This window comes from Clostridium sp. ATCC BAA-442 (genome assembly GCF_964239415.1).
In the GTDB taxonomy this organism is placed as follows: Bacteria; Bacillota; Clostridia; order Oscillospirales; family Oscillospiraceae; genus Flavonifractor; species Flavonifractor plautii.
On the sequence record NZ_CAXSQB010000002.1, the window covers coordinates 38,368 to 51,142 of the forward strand.

Sequence of the window (12,775 nt, forward strand, 5' to 3'; positions counted from 1 at the left end):
GTACAATATAATTGTAGGTTGGCTCCTGTTTAACGGAAGGGAGCTAATTATGGATAGTAGAATAGATGCAATTTATGGGCGGCAGTCGATTGACAAAAAAGACAGTATCAGCATTGAAAGTCAGTTTGAATTTTGCCGCTATGAGCTTAAAGGCGGTGAGGGTAAGGAATACAAAGACAAGGGCTACTCTGGCAAGAACATTGAGCGCCCCGACTTCCAGCGGCTTCTGCAGGACATCCGGCTGGGCCTGATTAAGCGGGTGATCGTCTACAAGCTGGATCGGATTAGCCGCTCCATCGTGGACTTTGCAAAGCTCATGGAACTGTTCAAGCAGTACGATGTGGAGTTTGTGTCCTGCACAGAAAAGTTTGACACTTCCACGCCGATGGGCCGGGCGATGCTCAATATCTGCATTGTCTTTGCCCAGCTTGAACGCGAAAGCATCCAGATGCGTGTGCAGGACGCTTTCTATTCCCGGTGTACCAAAGGCTACTATATGCGGGGCCGGACGCCATACGGTTTTGATACCGAGCCCATCGTCATGGACGGGATCAAGACAAAGAAGCTGGTGGAAAATGCGGAAATGGATTTTGCCGAGCTGATGTATCAAATGTATGCGGAGCCGGGCAATTCCTACGGCGACATATCCCGGTACTTTGCCGAGAACGACATCAAGGTTTATGACAAGTCCCTAAAGCGCGGGTTTATAGCTCAACTGCTGAGAAACCCCGTCTACGTCCAGGCCGATATGGACATCTACGAATACTTCAAGGCCCAGGGCGTAAAAATCGAAAGTCCCCCGGAAATGTTCACAGGGGACAATAGCTGTTATCTCTATCAAGGGCGCGAGGGCGAGGAGCCGATCCTCGTGATTGCTCCCCACCAGGGGCGTATCCCCTCCCAGCTCTGGCTGACCGTTCAGCGCAAGCTCTCACAAAACACCACATTCCAGAATGGCCGGAAATGCCATAACACATGGCTGGCCGGGAAAATCAAGTGTGGACGTTGCGGCTATGCCCTGGCAAGTCTGAACGCCAGAAATGGTGTCACCTACCTGCGGTGCAAACAACGGGCAGACAATAAGAGCTGCGAGGGAGCCGGTACGCTGACCGCGCAAAGCATGGAGGCGTTTGTTTACGGCGAGATGGTTAAGAAGATGCGGAAATTCCACACGCTGAAAGGCGGTAAGGAACAAAGCTACAATCCGAAGCTGACCGCCGCCCGTGTCGCCCTTGCAATGACGGAAAGCGAGATCGAGAAACTTCTGGACACTTTGTCCGGCGCTAATCCGCTTCTCCTGCAATACGCAAACACCCGCATTGAGGAACTGGATGCGGAACGGCAGAAACAGCTCCGGCTGGTCGCAGACCTCACCGCTAATTCTGTTTCCGCTTCACAGATTGATAGCATTACGGGCTATCTTGATGATTGGGAGTCCGTGAGCTTTGACGATAAGCGCAAGGTGGTTGATATACTCATATCACAAATTGACGCTACCAGTGAGAGTGTTACAATTCACTGGAAAATCTAAAACCTTTTCACTTGGCATTATGCCCTTGTCAAGAATAGTTGAGCATTTTGGTGCAAACATATCCTTCACGCAAAAGGCTAACGCCCAACTTTGGATTGGAACAGTAAACTTTATGTTTTGCGTTCCTATTTTTTGCAAGAATCGTGCTGATTGCGTTAATATCCATTCATTTTCAGGTGACCACTCTGTTTTTGTATCCCAGCATCGTACAATAGTATTTATTATCTTACAAAAGATGCTTGCGACATTATCGGCCAGTTGAATCAGTTCTTCCGCTTGACTATCTATAAACTTAACCGCCACATCGAGATGTTTAAGTTCTTCTCTTAACATTTTATCGATACCTGAAATATTATCATGAACAATATCAATTTTTCTGATATCACAGTTGTGTTCAATTTCAATCACTTCCAGCAACTCTGATAGAGCATTAAGATTGATAAGATTAGCAAATTTCTGATTCGAATAACTCCCAAACTTAAGAAAATCACTTACAAATATTTCTTCGAGTCCTTTGTTCTGAATCTCTGAAACAGCAAAAACCAATCCATTTCCAGCCGGTGGAATATGTTGATATGAATAGTTTTTTAAGTATTCAAACAGCTCATGCACGCTTGCCTTTGTAGTTCGTTTTGTTAGTTTGCAAAATGTTGCAAATAACTCATCTTTTTCTTGAGAAAGGTCACTCACCAGCGAGTAATATTCTACCGGGAACTGTTCTCTTGCTTGTTCTCCCAAAATGGCAAATAACAAAAGCGATGCCAGATAGAATTTTTTATCGTACAAACATATAGAAAAATGAATGTCGTCTATAATATTATCCAGAAAGTATTCTAAAGCATCGTTATTTTCTTTTGCAAATAGAGAGTTTCCTTTCAGTTCTTTCTCAGATGCAAATCGGCTCTTAAATGCTGCATATTTCTGACGAAGCAGCTGCTCACTTTGCAAATCATGAGCAACAACAGCTGCCAAACAAAAATGGCGCTGTGTTCCATAATTTAGTTTTTCATTCTTATCAATTATGCCACCAGTATTTCCCGCTTCATCTAGAAATAGACGCATTCAATATGTCACCTCCCGTAGGTATTAGCTTTCAAATAAATCTTGGCACTTTTTAATTGCTCGCTGAATCTCCGAATCGCGAAAATAGGCCTTTTTCAGTTTAGCTCTCCATTCTTTATTTGAGGAAATCAAATTCTTAATCGAGGCTACGGAAATTTCCTTGCCTTCCTGCTTTAAGTCACAGATTGCCATATCTACCGTTGCAAAAAGCTCCAGCTCATTGACACTTGTGTACTGGAACTGCGACACCAGCCAATCCACATCTCCCTGCTTTCCCCAGTCTTGCAAATAGGTCAACGCCTGTTGCATTTGCACACCTTTTTCAAAACGGCTGCCCTTTTCGTTTCTTTTGACCTGGATATACTTGTTTTTCTGAGCAATCGGCTCGCCGCCTTTATAGCGGACTTCATCAGCATAGGGACCAGCCGCTTTTTTATGGAAGGCGGAAATATCCGCTTGTTCCTTGCGGCGAACCAAATAGAGCAGCTTCTGAACTTTTTTGCGCCCCAGAGGATACTTCTCGGAATAGAAAGCATTCACAATTCCCGCAATCATGACTGCATCATCAAAATGCTGATTGTGTGCCGGTTGAGACTGCTTTTCCTGAAGAATCTGTGCCTTCGGCTGTTCTTTGCCATCTGCATCCACCAGCCGAATCCGTCCGGTAAGCAGCTCCTGCATCATGCCCTGCTTGATTTGCTGGTACTTTGCTAGTTTTTTTTCTAGCTGCTCAATTTCATTGTCCATATCAGAAAGCGTTTGAGCAATCAGTGTACGCTCTTTTAGATTGGGATATGGTATTGTAAACTCACGAATATCTTCAATTGTCACAGTAGCTTGTGCCCCACCTTTTGTAACGTTGCGTATTTGCTGCTGCCCAGATTCAGATAAAAAATAATAAAAAGCATAAATGGCATCTATTTCATGATAGAATTTAGCAATTCCAATCGCTCCACCACAAAATGCGACTTTGTCTCCGGGGAACAATCCAATATTTCCCACACTTGCACCTACGATAGAAAAAAGCAAACAAACCGTATCTAAAACTATTTTGTCAAATTCTTTGGCAATACCAGTGGGAATATAGTAATCTGTAGAAAAGTTAAACTTTCTCCCCTCAAAATTCTTGGTTTGAATCATTGGAAGTGCGTTAGACTGCGGATGTTCAATCAAATTTGGCTTAATTGTAGATGTATAGTCAAAACCTGTTTGCTTCGTAACTATACTGCAAAGTTCACCTACTTTTCTGGTTTCCCACTCCCCAGAAAAGCCCAGAAAGCGTTTTTGGCCGGTGAGCAGTTCCTGCATGGTTCCCTGCTTGATAGCTTTCTTTTTCTCAATCAGCTTTTGCAGGGAGGAAATCAGGCTATCTATATCGGAAAGGGCTTCGGCAATAGCAGTCTGTTCTTCTTTATTTTGGGGAATAGGGTATTCTAATTCCAAAAGTTTCTTTACTGATAAACCAGGCTGTGCCGAGGATTCCGAATATTGATTCAAGTTCATATCGTATAACACATAGGACATGAACTTAATATCTGTTTCCTTTTTAGGCGTTACTACAATAGCATGTTCAGACGCATAAAAGCGACCACTTACAAATGTTACATTTCCGCAGAGAGCTCCTTGCCGTCCTACTAGTGTATAACTTCCATCATGTGTAAAGGTAGTTGTATATCCTCGGAGCCCATTTCCACCAAAACAAGGAAACTTTCCTTCAGAAGTTATTCTTTCGGCTGTGATTGACTCGCCACTTTTCATAGAAATCACATCAGAAAGTTTTGTTAGCGGAAATATAGATTTCTTTTTCACCATGCAAATCCCATCCTTTCCAGATGAGATTTGACCTTTGCCTCGTAATGGTCTACTTCATCCTCACATTCCTTCAGGGTATACTCATACCGCTCTACCAGCTGGGTAACACGGGCAGAAAGGTGATGAGACACCGCCTCGTGAATGGCATCAATTCCACTGTAAATAGCGGCAAACCACTTTTCCTCCACCAGCAGATGGCGAATCTCTTCCAGCGTCAGCTGGGGGTACTTTTTCTCCAGTTTGGTGTCTAAGTCTGCTTCGGCCTGCTTAATTGCCTTTTTGTAATTGCTTTCGGCATCCATCAGGGACATATACTCTTTTAATACAGCCAATTCTTCCTTGGCTGCGGGATCTTTCTTGATTGCCTTGATCCGGGCACTGACAGTGGCTTTTTTCAGATCGTCCAGCTGAGCAAACAGTCTGTCCTCGCCGCCATTTTCTTCGGCTAGTTCTTCCAGCTTGGCGGACACCTCATTCAGTTGGCCCTGAAGGGTATCTAGCGCCTTGACATCCTCCTCAAAAAAGTGTGCGGCAATCAAAGCCTTGGGGAGCAGCTTACCCTCAAAGCCCTTGATCTTATCGGTCTTGACCTCGATGGTCTGGCCGTTTTCTTTTTTCTTCTTGGTCACGTATTCATAGGCAATTTCTCGCCCGGCCTCATAGCCGTCATAGCAGACCGCATACACATCGTCCTGCATGGTTTCCGCCCAGTACTCCATCAGCACTTCATAGACATCATATTTGTCGAGAAGAGCCACCTGGACAAAATCATCAAGGAGCTGCTCGGAAATTTTGGCAATCAGCTCTTTGGGGTGAATATCCCGGCTGAGTTCCATCAAATCGCGGGTAACCGTCACCTTCCATTGGGCATAGGCATCGTCCACCTGGTCGGCATGGTGGATAAACTCAGGGTGGGAGGTGATCGTGGAAACCACTTCATCTTTGTTCACCGCTGGACGCAGATACCCCGGGCGAATGGGCTGGAACAGGATCTCCTTCAAAGATGGGTACACCGCCCAATATTCCGCCATGCTGTCCACATCGGTTTCCGGAATGCCACCGTTCAGGTGAGCATTGATGTCCTGTAAATCTTCCGGCTCGCTGCTATCAATATAGCGCGGGATATTCAGGTTGTACTCGTTGGTGACTTTGATCTCCTCGTTCGGAACAAACCGGGCATACTTGGGGTCCGATTCATCCATTGTAAGGAAAGTGGTCATGATCTTGTGAATATCCTGTTCCCGCAGGCGGTTCTTGTTGCCATCCTTCACATAGCCTTTGCTGGCGTCAATCATGAAAATGCCGGTACGATCAGCAGCATCCTCTTTGTCCAGCACCAGGATACAGGCAGGAATTCCTGTGCCATAGAACAAGTTAGCAGGCAGACCAATAACGCCTTTAATATAACCCCGGTCAATGATCTTTTTGCGGATGTCAGCCTCGGCATTGCCACGGAATAGCACGCCATGGGGCAGAATGATAGCCGCCTTGCCGGTAGATTTCAAAGATTTCAGGACATGCAGCAGCCAAGCGTAGTCGCCGTTTTTCTCCGGCGGCACGCCCAACACAGCCTCGCTGTATCGCCCATAAGAATCAGGGATCGTAATGCCATCCATCCAGGATTTGTCCGAGAAAGGCGGATTGACCACGATGTAGTTGAAGGTTTTCAGCAATTCAGGGTTGTTCTCATCTTTATACTGGGGTGCGGACAGGGTGCTTTTATTGCCGATAATGACACCAGCTCCCTTGTTGTGCAGGACCAGATTCATGCGGGCAAGGCCGGCGGTTGAATTGTCCTTTTCCTGGCCATAGATGGAGATCTCGCAGGGGGCCTCATCCGCCGCACGAATCAGCAGTGAACCGGAACCGCAGGCCGGGTCATAGACCGTCATGCTGGGATCTGTGGCTTTATCAATGCCGATCACCTTTGCCATGATACGGGAGACTTCACCCGGTGTGTAGAACTGGCCCTTGCTCTTGCCGGAATCCTGGGCAAATTTCCGCATCAAAAATTCGTAGGCATCGCCCAGAATGTCATCACCGCCAGCGCGGTTGTTGGTGAAGTCCAACTCCGGTTTCTGGAAAATTTCCACGAGACCGGACAGCTTATCCACCGCTTCTTTATCGGTGCCCAATTCCTCACTGTTGAAGTCGGCAATGTCAATAATGCCTTTCAAGTCGTTGGCTTCTGCCAGCTTGCCAATGATGATGTTGATGCCTTCACCTATGTTTTTCTTATATTTCAGCGCAGCAATATCGTCAAAACTACCGCCTTCCGGTACTTCAATGTCCCAGTTATCGCTGCTCTTGAAGCGGTCGGACACATACTTCACAAACAGCAGTGTCAGAATGTAATCCTTATAACGGGCGGGTTCCACACCACCTCGCAGTTTATCGCACGCAGCCCATATTTGGCTGTAAATTTCGCTCTTTTTGATTGCCATCGGTACCTCTCCGTTCTCTTTTTAATTTCCTGTCAGGTTCCCATTTACTCCTCTGGTGGAACGGGGATGTACACCATTTTCAGGGGGATCATTTGGCGGTATTTTATGCTGAGCTGGTCGTAATATTTCAAGACCAGATCCACAAGTTCTGTGCCGTTAATACCGCGAATAATAGGGGTGCTATCCAGATATTTCTGCGCATTTCTGGTATAGTTGGACAGTGTCACAAACAGGCCATAATCTCCTTCACGCATAGCACCTTTTAAGGACTGGATGGTAGTCTCTTTGATGTCTCCATCCTGGCTTTTGACCTGGACAACAATGCGGGGCGGCAGTTCGTCTTTATAGGCGGTAATGTCGATACCGCTGTCACCACCATGCGGCGACAGAATCGTGCGGTAGCCCATGGCCTGCAAAAGATTTGCGACAAACGGCTCCAGATCATAGCCTTTCAGATTTTTGCTCAGCTCTTTTAAAATAAAATCTCGGGTAGCCTCGATAATTTCATCCGCCGTTTGTGCCACTGTCTCATCGGTATCCGGCTCCATGATATTACCTTTGAAGTCTTTATCTAGCGCCTTCAAATACTCATCCGCGTAGTTCTTCACCAAGAAAAAAGTCAATGCCGATCCTACTTCATGCAGAGCCCCTTGCGAAAAAGCCGTACGAGGCAGATGTTTGAGCCACTTTACTTTCCGACGATTGTGATACTGTGCAGCTGTACTATCATAAAAATAGGCGCTCTCAACGATTCCAATATTGATTTTACGGTCGATCTTAGATGGGAACACGACATAGTCCCCTTCCTGTACCTCATGAACGAATCGGTACAGCATTCCAGCACTTGTGGCAATCGAACCTTTTTTAGCGTCCGGATAGGTCGCAATATATTTTTCTTTGTAGGCATCACGAGATGCACTTATGACCGACAAGTCGCCCATCTCTTCCCAGCCAATTGCAATTAGATTCTGATGCAAAAAAAGGGGATCGTCCATCGTATGAATCCCCCAAACTGTTTTGTTTGCTGCTGCCATCACAGCCACACTCCTATCCAATCTTTCGCAGCTTTTCAGCTGCAAAGGTCTTGTGTCCCGAAAGTTACCTTCAAATATCAAACCACTTTGTCAAAATTCATGCTTATTTTTCTTCCGGAACAAACTCTAGAATATCGTCCACGCCACACTCCATCACGCGACAAATCTTCTCGATGCTTTCGATGGAAACATACTCGTTGCGCTTTAGGCGGGTGATAATATTGGCACTAAAACCGGCCTTCTCTTTTAGCTGTGCATTGCTTATCTTTTTATCAATCATCAGGTGGAATAAGCGGTCATAACAAATCGCCATTTTAGTCCCTCCAAAGCAAGAAATGCTTGGATTTATTTTATCACACTTTCGTGAAAAACTCAACTTTATGTCGAATCATTATGCTTTATCACTGTTATGAAAAGAGAGCCTTTCTTTACTCGCCTTTTTGCATACTCCACCAGCTCCCATGCATTACTGGCAAGGTGCCACGCATAGGCAATGAGGTAGTCTACATGATCCACAACATAGCGGTTTGCTCTCACGATTGCGATCTTGCGCGGAACGCTTTCCATCCCCGGTGGATAGAATGTTCCGTCAAATCCATCGGGTGTTGGGATGGGCCGCTCTGCCGGATGATATGACAATAGCAAAGTGAGCTTCACTTCTGGGTAGAAACGCTTTGCTTCTTTGACTGCTGACGCTGCAAGACGGTCAAATCCGCCGTAGTGGCCAACGATAAATTCTGTAACGCCATATTCCAAAATGTGCTGCTCCACAACCGCATACAATGCCGGGTAAATTGCCTCCGATGTTTCCCTGTGCCCGATGAAAAAACAGCTTTTTCCTCCCAAATTTTTCCCTCCTTTTAGTTGTGTTTATCGTTAAAATTATACGATATAAATGATTAAATCACAACGATTTATCAAAGTATAATTTACGAAGAACACAAGCAAAGGAGTGATGCAGGTGAAGGATATTCTCTCGGTTATAACCGTGTATCGAGAGGAGCGGGGCTGGACAGAGTATCAGCTTGCAGAACGCTCCGGTTTGCCGCAATCCACGATCTCCTCATGGTATCGCAAGAATATGGTTCCGACCATTCCATCCCTGGAGAAAATCTGCACAGCCTTTGGCATTACGCTATCTCAACTGTTTGCCGAAGAAGATGCACCGGTTTCCTTAACTGAGGCGCAGAAAAAGCTTCTGGAACGCTGGTCAAGACTAAGTGAAGAACAGCAGGCTGTTGTATTTGCTTTGATTGATAAGATGTAAAAAATCCGTCAGAGGCGCACCCTTTAGAGTGCTGCTTCTGGCGGATTTTCTTTGCCATCAATCTAACGGAGTTTTCTTTGTTACTGCTTTTAGATACAATTCAGGGTCCCCATTCAAAATCAGTTCGGCATAGGACAGCGGATCATTATAGATCAGCCAGTCCAGTTCTGACCGCTGGTACATACTGTTCGCTACCTCGTTCTCCACGGCGGTACAGTCGATGGACAACAGGGTTCCATCTTCCATGCACAGCTCCACGCAGGCAGTGTCCGGGTTGAACTCACAGGACAAAATCTTTCTCATACTCGTTACCTCCCAATACTTGAATTTCAGTTGATTTTCCGCAGCGGCACAAGGGCCGTTTCGGTTGTTTTAGATACAGGCAAGCAATGCGTGTGGATAGCCACACACAAATCCGGCAAGCAATGCGAGTGTTAATACACACTCACATTTCCTGCCGTCTGCTTGTTGAGGGCAGCGCCCCCAAGCCCCTTCTGAACACAGAATTTCATTCTGTGGCTGCGCGTTCTCCGAACGCTTTTTGCCCCTGTACCCGGTGCCCTGTTTCGGGGCATAGGGTGTCGTGAATCGCGACATCCTCTGATACTTTTAGGGTGTCCTAAAATGGGGCATCCTCCTTGAAGATGGGGTGGCAAAATACCACCCCATCTTTTTCTTTCCGCGACGGTGGCGACGGTCGCAACGGTGCTGGGAGCACCCCTCAAAACACCGTCGCGACCGTTGCGAGCGTCGCGCTTTACTCGATTACTTCAAACGCAGGTGCTTCCACCACCATGTAGGTCAGCCGGATACGCCGCCCGGCGTGCTTGGTTTTGTTCTCATACTTTACCTGATGTTCTTCCAACAGGCGGCTGGCATTCACATTCAGATGCTTGGTGAGCCGATTTACCGCCATATCTGTTTGAATTGCCTGGGCCAGCTCGGTGGGACTGCCTTCCCATTCGCGGTTGTCAGCAGATACGATCTTTGCTACGGCTTCCAGTACCGGGTCTGGAGGCTGCTTCCAAAGCTCATTCTCTGCATGGTCAAGCCCCCAAACTAGGCTCTCTTGGTCTTTGCTCAGATACAACCGCTGATCCGGCTGGTCTCTGCCTACCACTTCCAAGGTGGCCCTGCTATCCGTCCGCTTTTCCTTCTGCATCAGGAGCGCACCATCCGCACAGCCCAGCAAGCCCGTGGTGCCGGAAATCATTTCAAAGCTATCTCCCGCAGGTTGCTTTCTGGTGTGGTGGACAATCAGGACGCAAACGCCATATCGGTCAGCAAATTGCTTCAGCTTGCCGATTACCTCATAGTCGCTGGAGTAGCTGTAACTATCGCTCACTGCCTCCCGGACTTTTTGCAGGGTATCCACGATAATCAGCTTGGTATCACTGTGTTCCCGAACAAACTTTTCCAGCTGTTCATCTAGGCCACCACCGATCATTTTAGCGCTGGTAGCGAAGTGGAGGGAGCTTGTCCCCTCCACACCGAACATACGGAACATCCGGCGCTGCAGGCGGCTCTCGTCATCTTCCAGCGCCAGATAGAGAACCGTTCCCTGGTGTACTTTGTAGCCCCACAGGTCTTGCCCGGTACTGACATGGTGGGCGATCTGTGCAACCAAGAAGGACTTGCCGATTTTGGGCGCTCCGGCAAGGATGTACGCTCCTGTATAGAGCAGATTTTCAATCACCGCAGACTTGCCCTCGAACACATTGTCCATCAGCTCGTCCAGGGTCACAGTATGCAGGTAAGCTGGGTCGCTCATGCGGCGCATCTTTCGGTAAAGTTCCTCCAAATCTCTTCCTGGGGAATTGCTTTTTTCGTCCGGGTCTGGTATAGTGGTCTTGGAATTTTGAGAGATTGACTGCCCATCATCTGCGCCAACAGATGAGCCCTGGGCGGTCATTTTCTTTTTTTCATTGATCATAGGCGAAATCCTCCTGCATCCCGTTCATAATGGTGGCGATCATCTGGATGGTGTCCAGCAGCTCGCCGTTTACGCCCTGCCCAGCTTCGATCCGGTGGAGTTCGTCCAGCACGGCGGCCAGCTGGTCCCGCAGGGCCTTGTAGACCCTGGGGTTGCCCTGGACCACCACATCCCGTTCCAGCAGCCGCCGGATGATGTAGTCCTGCTTGGTCAGGCCTGTGAGCTTCACCAGGGCTTCCAGATGGAGGTCTTCCTCCGCCGACACCCGGAAAGCCACCGTCTTGTTCCTCCAGCGGTTGTGGTTATCGTAGTTCTTCTTGGACATTTTCTTACACTCCCTTCTCATTTTTCAGTGAATCCAGCTTGTCGGCCATTTCCACCTGACGGGTGGGGAACAAATGAGCGTAGCGGTAGGTGATGTCGATGCTCTCGTGTCCTACGCGCTCCGCAATAGCCAGGGCGGTAAAGCCCATGTCGATCAACAAACTGATGTGGCTATGTCTCAAATCGTGTATGCGAATCCTTTTCACCCCAGTTTGCTTGCAGCCACGGTCCATTTCCCGGTGAAGATAGCTTTTGCTGATGGGGAACATCCGGCTGTCCGGCTCCACGCCATAGAGCTGCTTAAGGTAGTCCTGAAGCTCGTCACAGAGAAACTGGGGCATCTGAATCACCCGGTTGCTCTTTGGTGTCTTGGGGGTGGTAATGACATCCTGCTTGTTGAGCCGCTGATAGGACTTATTGATGGTGAGGGTGCGCTTTTCAAAATCGAAGTCCGCCGGGGTCAAGGCCAGCAGCTCACCCTCCCGGATGCCGCACCAGTAAAGCACCTCAAAGGCGTAGAAGGACAGCGGCTTATCCATCATGGCCTCGGAAAACTTAGTGTACTCCTCCCGGGTCCAGAACAGCATCTCCTTCCGTTCTTCCGCCCCCATGTTGCCCGCCTGCCGGGCCGGATTGAGGTTCAGACCGTAAAACCGGGCAGCATGGTTGAAAATTGCACTAAGTTGATTGTGAACCGTCTTAAGGTAGGTTTTGGACAGAGGTTTGCCGTGGCAGTCCCGCATTTCCCGGATCTCGTTCTGCCAGCGCATGATGTCCTTGGCCGTAATCTCCGACAGCTTCCGCTTGGCAAAATAGGGCAGGATCTTCTTCTTGATAATGCTTTCTTTCGTGAGCCAGGTGTTGAGCTTCAACTTGGGCTTAATGTCCCTCTCATAGAGAGCAACGAAGCTCTCGAAGGTCATGTTTACATCGGCCTGCTTCTCCATCAGGAACTCCCGTTCCCATTCCAGCGCCTCTCGCTTGGTAGCAAAGCCCCTTTTGAGCTTCTGCTGACGCTCACCCTTCCAGTCGGTGTAGCGGAACTGCACATACCAGGTGCCGTTGTCCTTGTTCTTGAACGCTGCCATAATTACTCCCCCTTTCCCGCCGTCTCGGTTCTCGTGCCATAAAACTTCTCGTGGAAGAACTTGCGGTCGATCCGCCCGGAAATCGTGATGCAGCCGGTTTTCGCCAGTTCCTCGTTCATCTGCCGGATGAGCTTGTAGGCGTAGGGCACAGATACCCCCAGCTCCTCGGCCACTTCATTGACGCGCATAAAAATCTGGTTTGACATGATAAATACCTTCCTTTCTTCGTTGTTGGCGACTGGTGCCTAAAAGTGTTGTGTTTCATAAATGCCTCCTTACT

The 12,775-nt window shown here is 47.9% G+C and carries 13 protein-coding genes; 2 read left to right on the forward strand and 11 right to left on the reverse strand.

Annotated elements, in window-relative coordinates; genetic code table 11:
- Positions 1–49: 49 nt before the first annotated feature.
- On the forward strand, positions 50–1,531 hold the full coding sequence (locus ACESY8_RS01280) for a recombinase family protein (RefSeq protein ID WP_054338617.1): 1,482 nt from the start codon (positions 50–52) through the stop codon (positions 1,529–1,531).
- On the opposite strand, the gene ACESY8_RS01285 is transcribed toward ACESY8_RS01280, so the two are convergent.
- The 6 genes from ACESY8_RS01285 to ACESY8_RS01310 all read right to left on the reverse strand — a co-directional run bounded on the left by ACESY8_RS01285 (position 1,481) and on the right by ACESY8_RS01310 (position 8,729).
- The gene (locus tag ACESY8_RS01285) at positions 1,481–2,593 is read right to left on the reverse strand and encodes a DUF3800 domain-containing protein (RefSeq protein WP_498794477.1); all 1,113 of its coding nucleotides are present in this window, start codon (positions 2,591–2,593) and stop codon (positions 1,481–1,483) included. The genes ACESY8_RS01280 and ACESY8_RS01285 overlap by 51 nt on opposite strands.
- 24 nt (positions 2,594–2,617) lie before the next feature.
- Positions 2,618–4,405, reverse strand: a complete 1,788-nt coding sequence (locus ACESY8_RS01290) for a restriction endonuclease subunit S (RefSeq protein ID WP_054338618.1) — start codon at positions 4,403–4,405, stop codon at positions 2,618–2,620.
- Entirely contained in the window at positions 4,399–6,849 is a 2,451-nt protein-coding gene (locus tag ACESY8_RS01295; RefSeq protein ID WP_204681926.1) for a type I restriction-modification system subunit M, read from the reverse strand. The genes ACESY8_RS01290 and ACESY8_RS01295 overlap by 7 nt, the downstream gene beginning before the upstream one ends.
- A gap of 44 nt (positions 6,850–6,893) precedes the next feature.
- A complete protein-coding gene (locus tag ACESY8_RS01300; protein ID WP_498794478.1) occupies positions 6,894–7,883 on the reverse strand; it encodes a restriction endonuclease in 990 nt (329 codons plus the stop codon).
- Between the two features lie 103 nt (positions 7,884–7,986).
- Positions 7,987–8,196, reverse strand: a complete 210-nt coding sequence (locus ACESY8_RS01305) for a helix-turn-helix domain-containing protein (RefSeq protein ID WP_054338619.1) — start codon at positions 8,194–8,196, stop codon at positions 7,987–7,989.
- Positions 8,197–8,261: 65 nt separating this feature from the next.
- Positions 8,262–8,729, reverse strand: a complete 468-nt coding sequence (locus ACESY8_RS01310) for a hypothetical protein (RefSeq protein WP_054338620.1) — start codon at positions 8,727–8,729, stop codon at positions 8,262–8,264.
- Between the two features lie 109 nt (positions 8,730–8,838).
- On the opposite strand from ACESY8_RS01310, the gene ACESY8_RS01315 reads away from it, so the two are divergent.
- Positions 8,839–9,150 carry a helix-turn-helix domain-containing protein gene (locus tag ACESY8_RS01315; RefSeq protein WP_054338621.1) on the forward strand — a complete coding sequence of 104 codons (312 nt, stop codon included), beginning with the start codon at positions 8,839–8,841 and terminating at the stop codon, positions 9,148–9,150.
- Between the two features lie 57 nt (positions 9,151–9,207).
- On the opposite strand, the gene ACESY8_RS01320 is transcribed toward ACESY8_RS01315, so the two are convergent.
- From ACESY8_RS01320 to ACESY8_RS01340, 5 genes are all read right to left on the reverse strand, one after another.
- Positions 9,208–9,453, reverse strand: coding sequence for a DUF6061 family protein (locus tag ACESY8_RS01320; RefSeq protein ID WP_054338622.1), 246 nt, complete (start codon positions 9,451–9,453; stop codon positions 9,208–9,210).
- Positions 9,454–9,907: 454 nt separating this feature from the next.
- A complete protein-coding gene (locus tag ACESY8_RS01325; RefSeq protein ID WP_054338623.1) occupies positions 9,908–11,083 on the reverse strand; it encodes an AAA family ATPase in 1,176 nt (391 codons plus the stop codon).
- Positions 11,073–11,408 carry a plasmid mobilization protein gene (locus ACESY8_RS01330; protein WP_054338624.1) on the reverse strand — a complete coding sequence of 112 codons (336 nt, stop codon included), beginning with the start codon at positions 11,406–11,408 and terminating at the stop codon, positions 11,073–11,075. Before ACESY8_RS01330 ends, ACESY8_RS01325 begins: the two co-directional genes overlap by 11 nt.
- Positions 11,409–11,412: 4 nt before the next feature.
- Complete coding sequence (locus tag ACESY8_RS01335) at positions 11,413–12,495, reverse strand: site-specific integrase (RefSeq protein ID WP_054338625.1); 1,083 nt, start codon at positions 12,493–12,495, stop codon at positions 11,413–11,415.
- A 2-nt stretch (positions 12,496–12,497) separates the two neighbouring features.
- Positions 12,498–12,701, reverse strand: a complete 204-nt coding sequence (locus tag ACESY8_RS01340) for a MerR family transcriptional regulator (RefSeq protein WP_054338626.1) — start codon at positions 12,699–12,701, stop codon at positions 12,498–12,500.
- Between the last annotated feature and the right edge of the window lie 74 nt (positions 12,702–12,775).